Here is a 13,855-nt window from a genome sequence, read left to right on the forward strand (position 1 = left end):
CTCGATCTATACGCTGAGCGTATGCACGACCGCGACATCGACCTGCGCCAGTTGCGCTGCCTCGTGGCGATCGTCGACGAGGGCACCTTCACGGACGCGGCGATCGCGCTCGGCGTCTCCCAGGCCGCGGTCTCCCGCACCCTCGCCTCCCTGGAGCGGGCCCTGGGCGTTCGGCTGCTGCGCCGTACCTCCCGCGAGGTGATCCCGACCGCGACCGGACTGCGCGTGGTCGAGCGGGCCCGCCGGGTGCTCGCGGACGTCTCCGGCCTGGTTCGGGAGGCGACCTCGGGGCACACCCGGCTGCGCGTCGGCTACGCCTGGTCGGCCGTGGGCCGGCACACGGTCGCCTTCCAGCGCCGCTGGAGCGCGGCGCACGGGGAGACCGACCTGCACCTCGTGCGCGTCAACTCGCCCTCCGCCGGGCTTGCCGAGGGTGCCTGCGATCTCGCCGTCGTGCGCAGACCGCTGGACGACCGGCGGTTCGACACCGCCATCGTCGGCCTGGAGCGCCGGCTGTGCGCGCTCGCCGCCGACGACCGGTTCGCCCGGCGTCGTTCGCTGCGGCTCGCCGAACTGACCGACCGCACCCTGCTCGTGGACCGCCGTACCGGCACGGCCACTCCCGAGCTGTGGCCGCCGGGCGCCCGTCCGGCCGTCGAGGAGACGCACGACGTCGACGACTGGCTCACCGAGATCGTCGCGGGGCGCGGCATCGGCGTCACCGCGGAGTCGACCGCGAACCAGTACCCCCGGCCCGGCATCGTCTACCGGCCGCTGCGCGACGCCGAACCGGTCGCCGTACGGCTCGCCTGGTGGCGCGAGGACCCGCCCCCGGCCCTCCAGGCCGTCCTCGAACTGCTCACCGAGCTGTATCGCACGGCCTGAGCCACCCCGTCAGAAGGCGATCCCGCAGGGCGAGATGGCCGGAGCACAGCGGCAGCGGGCGCAGGCTCGTCACGGCCGGCTGACCCGCTCCTCGTACGGTGCCGCAACCCGGGTGTGCGGCACCGTACGCGTGCGTTCGGGCGTCACCCCTCCTCGTCCGGCTCCACGTCCCGGCCCGTGCACGCAAGCTCCCCGCCCACCTCTGCGCACGCCTCCACACCCCGGGGCGAGGAGACCGGGAGCATCGGACTGCTGTCCCCGGCAGAATCGTCGGCCGGATAGCCGGCCGAGAGCACGTTCTGGCCCGAGCGCACCGACACCTCCCGGGCCCGTGCCGAGCGCAGCCGCACCTGGGACCAGGCGGTGCCGCAGGCCGCCGAGTAGCGCAGCCGGACCGTGTAGGCGGGATCGGTGACCGTGCTCGTGGTCCGCGCGTCCCGGTCGCACATCGACGCGTCGGGCAGCTCGCCCTGGCACGAGCGGCCGTGACAGCGGGGCGCCGTCGGCAGGGGCTGCGCGGTGGGCGCCGTACCCGGGCGCGCGGCCAGCGTGACGGCGGCGGCCACCGCCGTGGCCGCACCGAACACCGCGAGCGCGGACAGCGGAAGCCAGGAGGGGTGCCACGAGGGGAGCCACGAGGGAAGGCGGGACGAAACACGTGAGGGACGTGCCGGCGAAACCGGCGGCGAAACCGGCGACTGAGCCTGCGCCGGAACCCGGGGCGGAGTCTGCGGCGGCGGCCCCGACGGCGTCCGGGGCGCAGCCGCCGGCCGCAATCGCCACGCACGCCATCCCGTCCGTCGCCTGGCGGACTTCCCGGGCGGACTCGCAGGGACCGCCGGCGGTGCCCCGGCGGTGTCCCACGCGGCCAGTACGGTGTCGGGGTCGGCGCCGGCGAGCCGGCAGAGCGCCTCCACGGCGGGCCGGGGCGGCGGTGTGCCGCCGGACAGATAGCGGTGCCACGCGGACTTGCTGTACGGGGTGCGCGCGGCCAGTGCCGCGAGGCTCAGCCCCGTACGGTCCCTCAGCTCGCGCAGTCCCGTCACTCGTGGGTCGTCCGGCGTGGTCGATGCTTGGGGGTGCCGCATCGTGCTCCTCGACTCCCTCTCCGCTATGGGCGATTTAGCCCCTGTTGTCGGGATGGCTTCCCGGGAGTGCCGCCCACGCAACACGCGGTGGGGTAGGAGGAAGGTGAGGTGCGGGCGTACCGAAGGCCCGTTCGGGGGTCGTCGAACGGGCCTTCGGTGGCTAGGCGTGCGCTGTCGTCCCGTCAGCACCAGGGCAGGACGCGGTCGGCGCGGACGTAGCGGGCCGAGACGTAGCCCCCGTGGTGCGCGAGGCGGTACCAGATGCGGTTCCCGGCCACCCACGAGCCGCGCGTCTTGCAGGTGAGTCCCACGAGCCGGCCCGCGTGCCGGTGGCCGATCACCCGGTAGCCGGTGCCCGGACCGGAGCGGACGTTGAGGCGGACGTGACGGGTGGTGACACGGCCGGTGGCACGCCGGACGAGACGGTACGACGTCCAGTGCCCCGCGTGCCCGCGGTGGTGGAGGCGGTAGGGGGCGGGGTAGGTGTGGCGCACGTGGTGCTGGGCGATGGCGCCGGGCACCGGATAGGGGGCCACGGCGCTCGCGGGGGCGGCCCCGGCCGCCGCGGGCAACAACGCGAGCACCGCGACCGTGGCCAGCAGTCCGCTCTTGAGGGTCCGTCGGATCATGGCAACCTCCGGCTGTCGTTCTCGTGACCACGAACAGTGATCACGACAGCCAGGGTTTCCGTGACGCGCCGTCAGAATGCCGTTCCGCCGTCCCCCGGGACGCCCGGGACGTCCCGGGGGACGGGCGCCGCTTCCGAAGTGCGGCCCGCCCGGCCGGCGGGAGAGCTGTTCCGCCGTCCCGCTCGTCTCCGTCCCGGTCCGGGGGACGCGTTACGGATCAGACCGTCTCGGCGAAGGTGATGGTCCGCTCCTTCAGCAACGGGAACACCGTGCCCCGGATCAGCTCCGCGAAGTGGGGCGTCTCCTTGTGCGCCTCGAAGCCGGCGCGGTCGGTGTATCGCTCGTACAGCAGGAACGTCCCCGGCCGGTCGACCACTTCGTGTGCCTCGTAGGCGAGGTTGGCGGGCTCGGACTGGACCAGTTCGCGCATCTTGCGGAGCGCGTCGCGCACGGTGCCGGCGTCGGCGGGCGCGCACTGGTACTGGGCGACGGCGGCGAAGGCCATGGGTTCCTCCGGTGTTCGAGACGGCCGTGGTCCTGCCGATTGCAGCACGCTCCCGCCGGGGAGCGGCCGGTACGACACGCGGCCGTCGCCCGTCGCGCGAGGGCTGCCCCAAGGCTCCTCCTGCCGAGGTGACGGGCGGTGGACAGAAGTTACTTGACTTACGCAACGAGCTGGTAAAGTGGCGGTATGCCCACGGAATCGCTGCCCGGCCTGCCCGATGCCTCCCCGGAGGTCGTCGACATCGAGCGCGCCCTGACGCGTATCACCTACCTCAGTGCACGGGCCCGGCAGCACGAGCGGCTGATGGGGCTGGCCGGTGTGCCGCTGGACCGGGCGGCGGTGGCACTGCTGCGGCAGATCGCAGACTGCGAACCGCTGCGGCCGGGGGAGCTGGCGCAGCGCCTGGGCGTGGAGGCCTCCCATGTGACGCGGACCGTGCAGCAGCTGCACAAAGCGGGCTATGCCAGCCGCGTCCCGGACCCCGACGACCGGCGGGCCCAGCGGATCCAGCTCACCGACGCCGGGCGGGAGGCCGTCGGCCGGATCAGGGAGGCCGGGGCCCGGGGGATGCAGCTCGCCCTCGCCGAGTGGCGGCCCGAGGAGCTGCGGCAGCTGGCCGGCCTCTTCCACCGCATGGTCGACGACTTCCTCGCGTACACGATCGAGGAGGACTCCGGCCGGGAGGCGGACGACGCCTCGCTCACGGCGGGCTGACGCCTCGCTTACCCGGCGGGCTGACGCCTTGCTCACGGCGGGCTGACGGCCGCTGCCCGGTCCCGGGGAACGGAGCACCCCGGGCGTACCGTCCAGTAATATCCGGCGGCAGATCGTCGGAGAAGGCTCGGAGAAGACATCGTGCCCCGGTGCGCACGCCAGGTGCCGCCGGGGACTGAGGGCGCGCGCCAAGCCGCCCGGAACGAGGAGGAGCGGTCGTGACGGAACGCATCCAGGTCGGGGACAAGGTCGAGGACTTCGCCCTGCCCGACGAGACCGGCGCCACCCGCCGGCTCACCGAGCTGCTGGCCGACGGGCCGGTGGTCCTTTTCTTCTATCCCGCCGCCATGACCCCCGGCTGCACCGCCGAGGCCTGCCACTTCCGCGACCTCGCCGCCGAATTCGCCGCCGTCGGCGCCCGGCCCGTCGGCATCAGCGGCGACACCGTGGACAAGCAGCAGGAGTTCGCCGGCCGGCACGGCCTCGGCATGCCCCTGCTCTCCGACACCGACGGCACGGTGCGCGAGCGGTTCGGCGTCAAGCGCGGTTTCTCCGTCGCCCCCACCAAACGCGTGACCTATGTCATCGCCCAGGACCGCACGGTGCTGGAGATCGTCCGCAGTGAACTGCGCATGAACACCCACGCGGACCGGGCCCTCGCCGCCCTGCGCACACACAAGGGCTGACCGGCTCCCGTCCCGCGCTTGATGCCCCGCAGCAATCGCATCATCCTGGGGCATATGAAGCATGGCGCCGCCGTGGCGGTCATCGATGCCCTGGGCAGGGTGGCCGGGTGGAGCGAGGGTGCGCGACTGCTCACCGGCCACCAGGCACGGGATGTCGTGGGCCGGCCCGCGACCGAGCTGCTCGCCGGGGACGTCCCGGACGACATACTGGCCGCGCGGGCCGGCGTCGTGGCACTGCGCCACCGCGACGGCCACCGCATCGACCTGGCCCTCACCGCCTGCCCCGTCACCGGAGCCGGCGGTGAGCCCGCCGGCTTCGTCGTCACGGCCGGCCCGTCCGCCGTCCCCCCGTCTGCCGCCCCCCTGGCCGCCGAGGCCTTCGAACAGGCCTCCATGTCCATGTCGGTCTTCGACCTCCAGCAACGCTATCTGCGCAGCAACGACGCAGCCTGCAAGGTGATGGGCGTCCCCGAGGAGGCGCTCACCGGCCGGTTCTTCGCGGACACCGTGGCGGATGCCGAGTACAACCGGGGCTTCCTGCGTCACCTCCAGGAGGTGGCCGAGACCGGCCGGCCCGTCCGGTACGAGAGCTTCGCCGGCGCGCCCGCACTGAACGGGGAACACCTCTGGAGCATCGAGATGTGGCCCTTGCGGGCCGGGTCCGGCGAGCTGACCGGCGTCGCCATGGCCGCCTTCGACAACAGCGAGCAGTACTGGGCCCGACGCCGCCTCGTCCTGCTGAACGAGGCGGCGACCGGCATCGGCACCACCCTGGACGTGGTGCGCACCGCCGAGGAGCTGATCGACATCCTCGTCCCGCGGTACGCCGACTTCGCCAGCATCGACCTGCTCGACTGGGTGCTCGGCGCGGAGGAGCCGCCGACGATCCCGGGCGGCGACGTCGTGCTGCACCGTGTCGCCCACGGCTCGAGCCGCGAGGGCAACCCCGGTGCGGCGGTCCGCATCGGTGAGACCGATGTCTATCCGCCCAACTCGCCGCCCGCCCGCGCCCTGCGCGAGGGCCGCTCGATGCTCAGCCAGGCCGGCGAGCCGGAGTTCATCGAGTGGCTCGAGGAGCGCAACGCGCGCTCGCCGAAGGCCCGTCCCTATCGGGACGCGGTCCACTCCATGATCGCCGTGCCGCTGCGGGCCCGCGGCACCACCCTGGGCGTGGCGGTCTGCGTCCGCACGGCCCACCCCGACGACTACGGCCCCGACGACGCCGTCTTCGCCGAGGAACTCGGCAGCCGCGCCGCCGTCTGCATCGACAACGCCCGCCGCTTCGACCGCGAACGCAGCACTGCCCTCGCCCTCCAGCACAGCCTGCTGCCGCGGGGACTGCCCGGACAGGCCGCGGTCGAGGTGGCCCACCGCTATCTGCCGTCCGGCTCCCTGGCCGGCATCGGCGGCGACTGGTTCGACGTCATCCCGCTCTCCGGGGGCCGGGTCGCCCTGGTCGTGGGCGACGTGGTCGGCCACGGCATCCAGTCCTCGGCCACCATGGGCCGGTTGCGCACGGCCGTCCGCACCCTCGCCGACGTCGATCTGCCGCCCGACGAACTCCTCACGCATCTGGACGACCTGGTCGTCCACCTGGCCGCCGAGGACAGCGGCGAGGAGGTCGCCGAACTCGGCGCCACCTGCCTGTACGCCGTATACGATCCCGTCTCCCGGCGGCTCAGCCTGGCCGCCGCCGGCCATCCGGCGCCGGCCGTCGTCCTGCCCGGAGGCGCCGCCGAGTCCGTCCCCATGAGCGCCGGACCGCCGCTCGGCGTCGGCGGGCTGCCGTTCGAGGCGACGGAACTGGAGCTGCCCGAGGGCTCCGTCGTCGCGTTCTACACCGACGGCCTGCTCGAGGACCGCGACCGGGACCTCGACGGTGCCACCGAGGAGTTGCGCCGGGCCCTGACCGCACCCGCCGACTCCCTCGACGCCCTGTGCGACAGCGTCCTCAAGGCCGTCCTGCCCGACCAGCCCGGCGACGACGTCGCCCTGCTGCTCGTGCGCACCCGCGCCCTCGGCGCCGACCGGGTCGCCACCTGGGATGTGCCGCCCGACCCCGCCGAGGTGGCCGCCTTCCGGCAGGCGGCCGGCGATCAGCTGACCGCCTGGGGACTGGACGAGGCCGCCTTCATCACCGAACTCGTCGTCAGTGAACTCGTCACCAACGCCATCCGCTACGGCGAACCGCCCATCCAGCTCCGCCTGATCCGCGACCGCGCCCTCATCTGCGAGGTCTCCGACGCCAGTTCCACCTCACCGCACCTGCGCCGGGCCAACGCCTACGACGAGGGCGGCCGTGGACTGCTCCTGGTCGCCCAGCTCACCCAGCGCTGGGGGAGCCGGCAGACCGGCCGGGGCAAGACGATCTGGGCCGAACAGGCGCTGCCCGAAGCCTGATCACCGAAGCACCGACTGCGCCTGCTGCGCGAGCTGAAGCACCGCCGCACCCTCGCGGCCGTCGCCGCCGCCCGGGCCTACGCCCCCTCCTCCGTCTCCCAGCAGCTCTCCCAGCTGGAGGCGGAAGTCGGCGTCCCGCTGCTGGAACCCGTGGGACGGCGGGTACGGCTGACCGAGCAGGCCGAGATCCTCGTCGCCCACACGGAAGCGGTCCTCGAGCGCCTGGAGCGCGCGGAGGCCGACATCGCCGCCTCGCTGAGCGACCTGACCGGCACCCTGCGCGTCGCCTCGTTCCAGACCGCAGCCCTGGCCCTGGTCCCGGCCGCGCTCGGCTTGCTCCGCGAGCGGCACCCGCACCTGCGCGTCCACGTCACCCACCTGGAACCGGAAAGGGCCCTCCCGGCCCTCCACGCCCGCGACTTCGACCTGGTCCTCGCCGAGGAGTACCCCGGCAACCCCGGCCCGCCGGACTCGAAGAGGAAGACCTCCTCGAGGACCCCCTCCGCCTCGCGTTGCCGAAGCCGGCCGACGGCGGCCCGGACGGCACCGAACGCCTGGACAGGGGCGGCCCGATGGCGGTGCTGCGCTCACTGGCCGGCCACCCCTGGGTGATGGAACCCGAAGGCACCGCCGCACGGCACTGGGCCATGACCCTGTGCCGCACCGCCGGCTTCGAACCCGACGTACGGTTCGAGACCACCGACCTGCTGCTCCACCTCCGCCTGGTCGAGCAGCGGCATGCCGCGGCCTTCCTGCCCGACCTGGTGTGGAGCGGTACGCCCGGACGGTCCCCGGCCATGTGTCTGCGGCAGCTCCCGCGCGGCCGGCACAAGCGCCGGATCTTCACCGTCGTACGCGGCGGCGGCAGCCGGCATCCCGCCGTCCTCGCCTGCCGGGACGCCCTGCGCGGCGCGGTGACCCTGCGTACCGGGCAGGCACCGGGCCGCCCTCGCTGACCTACTCCTCGCCCCGTGCGACCTGGGACAAGGTGCGTCCGGTGCGCACCGAGCGGGCCCGTCGGGGGTCGGGGCTGCCGTGTCCCGCCGAGCCCGCCGGGCCCTTGCGCACCAGCAGCCAGGACTCCTCCTCGTCCTCGCCGCCGCGGAAGCGGGTGAGCGCGTACTCGCCGTGCAGCTTGCTGCCGTGCAGGCGGAACGTGGCGTGCCCGTCCTCCAGCGACTCGGCGAACTCCACCGGGCGGCCCCTGCGGTCGTGGCTCAACGGCTCATAGGTCCCCTGGTCCCACACGATCACCGTGCCGCCGCCGTACTCGCCCTCCGGGATCACCCCTTCGAAGTCCTCGTACTCCAGCGGATGGTCCTCGGTCGGCACGGCCAGCCGCTTGTCCCCGGGATCGCTGGACGGGCCCTTGGGGATCGCCCAGGACCTCAGGACGTCGTCCACCTGGAGCCGGAAGTCGAAGTGCATGCGCCGCGCGTCGTGGATCTGCACCACGAAATGAGGCCCGTCCGCCCCGGCCCCGGCCTCGGCCGGTCGCCCCGTCGGCTCGTGGGTGCGCTCGAAGTCGCGCTTGTCGCGGTACGTCCGCAGCCGGTCCTGCGCTGCCATGGGCGTCTCCTCCCGTCAAGTGGCTTCATTCCGAGTGTCCGTCTTCCCCGCCCGCAGCGCCTCGCGCGCAGTGTTCAGCCCGCGATGCCGTCCAGCTCGGCCACCGCGTCCGCGGGCAGCTCCAGCGACGCGGCGGCGATGTTCTCCCGCAGGTGGTCCGGGGACGACGTGCCGGGGATCAGCGCGATGTTCGGGGAGCGGCGCAGCAGCCAGGCCAGCGCCACCTGCTGCGGCGAGGCCTCCAGACGTGCGGCGACCTTCGCCAGCGTCCCGGACTGCAGCGGCGTGAAACCGCCGAGCGGGAAGTACGGCACGAAGGCGATGTTCTGCGCCGCCGTGCGTTCCAGCAGCGCGTCGTCCCGCCGGTTGGCCAGGTTGTACAGGTTCTGCACGGTGACCACGGGCGCGATGGCACGGGCCTCGTCCAGCTGCGCGGCGGACGCGGCGCTCAGCCCCAGGTGCCGGATCAGCCCCCGCTCCCGCAGCTCGGCCAGGGCGCCGAACTGCTCGGCGACCGAGTCCTCGTTCGGGGTGTCCATGTCGCCCAGCCGCAGATTGACCACGTCCAGGACCTCCACACCGAGGTTGCGCAGGTTGTCGTACACCTGCGCCTTCAGGTCCTCGGGGTGCCGCGACATCATCCAGCTGCCGTCGGCTCCCCGGCGGGCGCCGACCTTGGTGACGAGGCGCAGGTCCTCGGGGTAGGGGTGCAGGGCCTCGCGGATGATCTCGTTGACGACGACCGGGCCGTAGAAGTCAGCGGTGTCGATGTGCGTGATGCCCGCGTCCACCACCGCGCGGAGCACCGCCACGGCCCGGGCCCGGTCCTTCGGCGGGCCGAAGACATGCGGCCCGGCCAGCTGCATGGCGCCGTAGCCGACGCGGGTCAGGGTCAGGCCGTCGGCCGGGGTGACGGTACCGCCGGGCTGTGCAGTCATGTCGTACCTCTCGCGATCTGTGGGCCGCCGGCTCCTCCGGCGGACTCGTGCTTCACCCTGCGCTCGTGCCGCCCGGCGTGGCAGTACCCCCGCGATCCTGGGAGTGGCAGGGACAGTCACCGCCGCCGGCCCGGCCGTACGGTGGGTGCCATGGACGGATCGAACGCGCTCGGTGAGTTCCTGCGCGCCCGCCGGGCGCTGGTGCGGCCCGAGGACGTGGGGCTGCCCGGCGGCGGTCTGCGCCGGGTGCCGGGGCTGCGCCGCGAGGAGGTCGCGATGCTGGCCGGCATCAGTTCCGACTACTACCTCCGGCTGGAGCAGGGCCGGGACCGCAACCCGTCCGTGCAGGTCATCGAGGCCATTGCGCGCGTGCTGCGGCTGGACGCCGACGCCACGGCCCACCTCGCCGGACTCGCCCAGGACCGGCCCGCCGGCGGGGTACGGTCCGGGCGCCGCGCGCACCAGGTCCCGCCGGGCCTGCTGCAGCTCATCGACGGCTGGCCGCGCAATCCCGCCTATGTGCAGAACCGCTACGCCGACTGCCTGGCCGCCAACGCCCTCGCCACCGCACTCACCCCGAACTACCGGCCCGGCGTCAACGTCCTGCGGGCCGTCTTCCTCGACCCCGCCGAACGCGAGCTGCGCCGGGACTGGGCGGACCTCACCGAGGAGGGCGTGGCCGTGCTGCGGTCCGAGGCCGGCACGGCCGCGGACGACCCGCGGCTGCGCGACCTGGTCGGCGAGCTGTCCCTGCGCAGCGAACGCTTCCGCACCCTGTGGGCCCGGCACGAGGTAAGGCCCCGGCGCGGTCGCACGAGCCACCTCACCCATCCGCAGGTCGGCGATCTGGTACTGCACTCGAACAAGCTCTCCGTGGACGGTACCGACGGACTCACCCTGGTCGTCTTCCACGCCGAGCCCGGCAGCCGCAGCGCCGAACTCCTCGACATCCTCGGCAGCCTCAGCGCGCCCGCGGGCGATGTCGCCCCCGAGCGCGTCGAGGACCCGTAGGGCGGGGCCGGCGCCGGCCTCCTCGCGCACCGTCGGCCACCTGTGCCATCGACCCGGCCGCGCGGATAGGGTGAGCGTTGATCGACCGCACGGTGATCAACCGCACGGGTGGAAGAGGGCGGCGGACGGCATGGGCGGTGGCGCGGAGCGCAGCGGCGCGGGCGGCGGACGGCCCACCTCACGGGATGTCGCCCGGCTCGCCGGGGTCTCGCACACCGCCGTCTCCTTCGTCTTCAACGGCCGTGCCGAGGGCAATCTCTCGCCCGCCACCCAGGAACGCATCCGGCAGGCCGCCGCCCGGCTCGGCTACCGGCCCGACCCGGTCGCCCGCGGCCTGCGCCGCCGCCGTACGGCCGTGATCGGGCTGGTCACCGACGAGATCGCCTCCTCCCCGTTCGCCGGCCGGCTGCTGCGGGGCGCGATGGAGACCGCCTGGGACAGCGACCATCTCGTGCTCACCGTGGACTCCGGCGGCGACCCGGCCAAGGAGGACGCGGCCGTCGCCGAACTCCTCGACCGGCGGGTCGACGGCATCATCTACGCGGCCATGTCCCTGCGCCGGGTCCGGGTCCCCGAGGGCCTGCACCGCACCCACTCCGTGCTCGCCAACTGCCTGCCCGACGACGACTCGCTGCCCGCCGTCGTCCCGGCCGAGCGGGCCGGCGGGCGCAGCGCCGCACGGCTGCTGCTGGAGGCCGGGCACCGCAGGGTCGCCCTGGTCGGCGGACAGGACGACATCGCCTCGGTGGAACGGCTGCGCGGCTTCCGGGACGCGCTGCGCGCCGAGGGCATCACGGTGCCCAAGGAGTGGGTCGTGCGTACCGGAGGCGAGATCAGCGGGGGCCACGAGGGCGCGTCCCGCCTCCTCGACGGCACCGATCCGCACCGCCGGCCCACCGGGATCTTCTGCTACAACGACCGGGTCGCGGCAGGCGTGCTGCATGCCGCGACCCGGCTCGGGATCGCCGTACCCGGCGCGTTGTCGGTGGTCGGCTACGACGACCAGGAACACATGGCCGCCTTCCTCACCCCGGCCCTGACCACCGTCGCGCTGCCGCACCGGGCGATGGGCGAGGCGGCGGCCCGGCTGCTGCTCGACGCGATCGACACCGGCCGCACCCCGCCCGCCACGGTACGACGGCTCGCCTGCCCCGTGGTCAGCCGCGCCTCGGTGGGACCTGCTCCCAGGCGCTGACCTCGGCGTCCCCGTCGACCTCCAGCTCGGCCACGTCGCCCGCGCGGCGGTACACCCGCTCGGTCACCGTCGCCCGTTCCGCGGCGAAGAGTTCGAGGAGCGAGCCGTCCACCAGGACCCGTACGGTCAGCGCCGCACCGGGCGGCACGCGCACCGTGACCGGAGCCGATCCCTCCGCTCCCGCGCGCGGCCAGCCGCCGCGGTCCAGGACGACGGTGCCCGCCGCCGGATCCAGACGGACGGTGAGCGACCGGTCCGCCGCCCGCAGCAGGGTGACGGTGGTGGTGCCGCGCGCGGTGACGCTCAGGTCGTACGCCACCGGAAGCGGCACCCGGCCCCGCCCGGTCGTGAACGGCCGGGGCGCGCGCAGGAGTTCCAGCTCCGGTGCCGGGAACACCCGCAGCGAGCCGTCCGGATGGACGTCGACCACCCTCGGCGCGGTCAGCGTGCCCGCCCAGCCCGCCGCCAGCACCGCCGGCTCCTCCCGCGCCTCCCACGACCAGCCCCACAGCAGGGCACGGCCGGGATCCTGGCGGACGGCGGGTGCGTAGAAGTCCCGGCCGTGGTCGAGCCGGCCACCCGCACGGGTCGTGAAGCTCAACTCGCCTTCCCGAGCGGCTTTCAGATGGCCCGTCAGATAGGCTGTGGAGCGCGGCTCCCCGTCCCACAGGGACACCACGAGGACGTGCTCGCCGTCTTTCGCCTCGTACAGCTGCGGGCACTCCCAGCCGGTCGCCTTGTCGCCGAAGGCACCGGCGGCGACCGGGTCGGCGCCGTCCAGCAGGACGCCGGCGAACCGCCAGTCGGTCAGCTCCTCGCAGTCGTAGAGGAGGACCGACGGGGTGCCGTCGGCGTGGCCCGCGCCGACCAGGGCCCAGCGCCGGCCGGCGTGGCGGAAGACGAACGGGTCGCGGAACATCACGACGTCCAGCCCGGCGGGCGGTGCCGCGACCACGGGACCGGGCAGTGGCCGCCAGTCGAGCAGGCGCTCGTCGCCGGGGTCCGCCGCACGGGCGAGGCAGACGGTGCCGACGCCGGTGTGAGTGCGGTCCACGCCCGTGTACACGGCGGTGGGAACGCCGTCGTCGTCCACCACACAGCCCGACCAGCAGCCCGCCTCGTCGGGGCCGCCGGGGGTCGGGGTGAGGGCGATCGGATGGTGCTCCCAGTGGGCCAGGTCGGGGCTGGAGGCGTGACCCCAGTGGACGTCGGCGTGCACCGGCGCGGCCGGGTTGTACTGGTAGAAGAGGTGGTGGCGGCCCCGCCAGCGGAACGGGCCGTTCGGGTCGTTGATCCAGCCCGCGGGCGGGCGGACCCGGAAGCGGGGAGCGGCCGGGTCCGGGGTGGCGGCGGGGCTCAACGGTTGACTCCCGCGGAGGTGATGCCCTCGCGCAGCGGGCGCTGGCCGACGGCGAACACGGCGACGGCGGGGATCATGGACAGGACGACACCGGCGAGCACGACGGAGATGGAGCCGGTGCCGAGGTTGCCCTGGAGGGACACCAGGCCCAGGGGGAGCGTGTAGTTCTGGCCGGAGGTCTCCAGGATCAGCGGGCGGAAGAACTCGTTCCAGTGGTAGTTGAAGGCGAGGACGCCGACGATCGCGAGGCCCGGCCGGGCCAGCGGGGCGTACACGGACCGGAAGATCCGCCACGGCCCGGCGCCGTCCAGCATCGCCGCCTCACCGAGGTCCTTCGGCATCCCGAGGAAGTACTGGCGCATCAGGAAGGTGCCGAACGCGGTCGGGAACGCCGGAATGATCAGACCGAGCAGGGTGTCGGTCAGACCCATCGACTTGAGCACCAGGAACACCGGAACGATCGTGACCTGCAAGGGGACCATCATGGTCGCCAGGACCAGCCCGAACAGCGGCTTCTTGAAACGGAAGTCCAGCCGTGCGAACGCGTAACCGGCGAGCCCCGCCGTGATCATCTGGCCGGCCGCGATCAAGGCGGTCACGAGCGTCGAGTTGAGCGCCAGCAGCCACACGTCGATCTGGTCGAAGACACCGCGGTAGGCGGCCGTGCTCGGATGGGCCGGAATGATCTGCGGCGGCAGGTCGAACGAGTCCGCCGGGGTGCGCAGCGAGGTGGAGACGGTCCAGACGACCGGACCGAGGGTGAGCAGGGCGCACACGGTCAGCCCGGCGATCCGCGCACACGGCCCGAGGGAGTACCGGGCGCGCCCGAGCGAGTCCCGGGCGCGGCTGAGGGTCAGGGTTGCTTGGCTCAAGGG

13 protein-coding genes and 1 pseudogene are annotated in these 13,855 nt (G+C 73.8%); 7 read left to right on the forward strand and 7 right to left on the reverse strand.

Going from position 1 to position 13,855, the window contains the following annotated elements:
* Positions 1-21 precede the first annotated feature (21 nt).
* Positions 22-885, forward strand: coding sequence for a LysR family transcriptional regulator (locus A6P39_RS37690; protein WP_067054571.1), 864 nt, complete (start codon positions 22-24; stop codon positions 883-885).
* Positions 886-1,028: 143 nt separating this feature from the next.
* Here A6P39_RS37690 and A6P39_RS37695 read toward each other — a convergent pair whose 3' ends face one another.
* The 3 genes from A6P39_RS37695 to A6P39_RS37705 form a co-directional block, all read right to left on the reverse strand.
* A complete protein-coding gene (locus A6P39_RS37695) occupies positions 1,029-1,973 on the reverse strand; it encodes a DUF2690 domain-containing protein (RefSeq protein WP_079133771.1) in 945 nt (314 codons plus the stop codon).
* A gap of 182 nt (positions 1,974-2,155) precedes the next feature.
* A complete protein-coding gene (locus tag A6P39_RS37700) occupies positions 2,156-2,602 on the reverse strand; it encodes an SH3 domain-containing protein (RefSeq protein WP_067054566.1) in 447 nt (148 codons plus the stop codon).
* 217 nt (positions 2,603-2,819) lie between these two features.
* Positions 2,820-3,107, reverse strand: coding sequence for a putative quinol monooxygenase (locus A6P39_RS37705; RefSeq protein WP_067054563.1), 288 nt, complete (start codon positions 3,105-3,107; stop codon positions 2,820-2,822).
* 186 nt (positions 3,108-3,293) lie between these two features.
* Here A6P39_RS37705 and A6P39_RS37710 point away from each other — a divergent pair, with 186 nt between their 5' ends.
* The 4 genes and pseudogenes from A6P39_RS37710 to A6P39_RS37725 all read left to right on the forward strand — a co-directional run bounded on the left by A6P39_RS37710 (position 3,294) and on the right by A6P39_RS37725 (position 7,863).
* Positions 3,294-3,821 (forward strand): MarR family winged helix-turn-helix transcriptional regulator, encoded by a 528-nt coding sequence (locus A6P39_RS37710; protein WP_067054561.1) that lies wholly within the window; start codon positions 3,294-3,296, stop codon positions 3,819-3,821.
* A gap of 218 nt (positions 3,822-4,039) precedes the next feature.
* Positions 4,040-4,507 (forward strand): peroxiredoxin, encoded by a 468-nt coding sequence (locus A6P39_RS37715; RefSeq protein ID WP_067054559.1) that lies wholly within the window; start codon positions 4,040-4,042, stop codon positions 4,505-4,507.
* Between the two features lie 54 nt (positions 4,508-4,561).
* Entirely contained in the window at positions 4,562-6,907 is a 2,346-nt protein-coding gene (locus tag A6P39_RS37720; protein WP_067054557.1) for an ATP-binding SpoIIE family protein phosphatase, read from the forward strand.
* 15 nt (positions 6,908-6,922) lie between these two features.
* Positions 6,923-7,863, forward strand: a pseudogene (locus A6P39_RS37725) (LysR family transcriptional regulator).
* A 1-nt stretch (position 7,864) separates the two neighbouring features.
* On the opposite strand, the gene A6P39_RS37730 reads toward A6P39_RS37725, so the two are convergent.
* Positions 7,865-8,476: a DNA polymerase ligase N-terminal domain-containing protein gene (locus tag A6P39_RS37730; protein WP_067054555.1), complete on the reverse strand. Its 612-nt coding sequence runs from the start codon at positions 8,474-8,476 to the stop codon at positions 7,865-7,867.
* Positions 8,477-8,550: 74 nt separating this feature from the next.
* Positions 8,551-9,414, reverse strand: a complete 864-nt coding sequence (locus A6P39_RS37735; RefSeq protein ID WP_067054553.1) for an oxidoreductase — start codon at positions 9,412-9,414, stop codon at positions 8,551-8,553.
* Positions 9,415-9,564: 150 nt separating this feature from the next.
* On the opposite strand from A6P39_RS37735, the gene A6P39_RS37740 reads away from it, so the two are divergent.
* Both A6P39_RS37740 and A6P39_RS37745 read left to right on the forward strand, forming a co-directional pair.
* Positions 9,565-10,425 carry a helix-turn-helix domain-containing protein gene (locus A6P39_RS37740; RefSeq protein ID WP_067054551.1) on the forward strand — a complete coding sequence of 287 codons (861 nt, stop codon included), beginning with the start codon at positions 9,565-9,567 and terminating at the stop codon, positions 10,423-10,425.
* A 130-nt stretch (positions 10,426-10,555) separates the two neighbouring features.
* On the forward strand, positions 10,556-11,620 hold the full coding sequence (locus A6P39_RS37745) for a LacI family DNA-binding transcriptional regulator (protein WP_067054549.1): 1,065 nt from the start codon (positions 10,556-10,558) through the stop codon (positions 11,618-11,620).
* Here A6P39_RS37745 and A6P39_RS37750 read toward each other — a convergent pair.
* Together A6P39_RS37750 and A6P39_RS37755 are read right to left on the reverse strand one after the other, a co-directional pair.
* Positions 11,583-12,980, reverse strand: coding sequence for a glycoside hydrolase family 32 protein (locus A6P39_RS37750; RefSeq protein WP_067054547.1), 1,398 nt, complete (start codon positions 12,978-12,980; stop codon positions 11,583-11,585). The two genes, A6P39_RS37745 and A6P39_RS37750, sit on opposite strands and share 38 nt — an antisense overlap.
* Positions 12,977-13,852 carry a carbohydrate ABC transporter permease gene (locus tag A6P39_RS37755; protein ID WP_199841004.1) on the reverse strand — a complete coding sequence of 292 codons (876 nt, stop codon included), beginning with the start codon at positions 13,850-13,852 and terminating at the stop codon, positions 12,977-12,979. The genes A6P39_RS37750 and A6P39_RS37755 overlap by 4 nt, the downstream gene beginning before the upstream one ends.
* Between the last annotated feature and the right edge of the window lie 3 nt (positions 13,853-13,855).

The organism is Streptomyces sp. FXJ1.172 (assembly GCF_001636945.3).
GTDB lineage: Bacteria > Actinomycetota > Actinomycetes > Streptomycetales > Streptomycetaceae > Streptomyces.

Coding starts and splice junctions, on each gene's coding strand:
- A6P39_RS37690 (WP_067054571.1), top strand. CDS start 22: ATGCACGACCGCGACATCGACCTGCGCCAGTTGCGCTGCCTCGTGGCG.
- A6P39_RS37695 (WP_079133771.1), bottom strand. CDS start 1,973: ATGCGGCACCCCCAAGCATCGACCACGCCGGACGACCCACGAGTGACG.
- A6P39_RS37700 (WP_067054566.1), bottom strand. CDS start 2,602: ATGATCCGACGGACCCTCAAGAGCGGACTGCTGGCCACGGTCGCGGTG.
- A6P39_RS37705 (WP_067054563.1), bottom strand. CDS start 3,107: ATGGCCTTCGCCGCCGTCGCCCAGTACCAGTGCGCGCCCGCCGACGCC.
- A6P39_RS37710 (WP_067054561.1), top strand. CDS start 3,294: ATGCCCACGGAATCGCTGCCCGGCCTGCCCGATGCCTCCCCGGAGGTC.
- A6P39_RS37720 (WP_067054557.1), top strand. CDS start 4,562: ATGAAGCATGGCGCCGCCGTGGCGGTCATCGATGCCCTGGGCAGGGTG.
- A6P39_RS37730 (WP_067054555.1), bottom strand. CDS start 8,476: ATGGCAGCGCAGGACCGGCTGCGGACGTACCGCGACAAGCGCGACTTC.
- A6P39_RS37735 (WP_067054553.1), bottom strand. CDS start 9,414: ATGACTGCACAGCCCGGCGGTACCGTCACCCCGGCCGACGGCCTGACC.
- A6P39_RS37740 (WP_067054551.1), top strand. CDS start 9,565: ATGGACGGATCGAACGCGCTCGGTGAGTTCCTGCGCGCCCGCCGGGCG.
- A6P39_RS37745 (WP_067054549.1), top strand. CDS start 10,556: ATGGGCGGTGGCGCGGAGCGCAGCGGCGCGGGCGGCGGACGGCCCACC.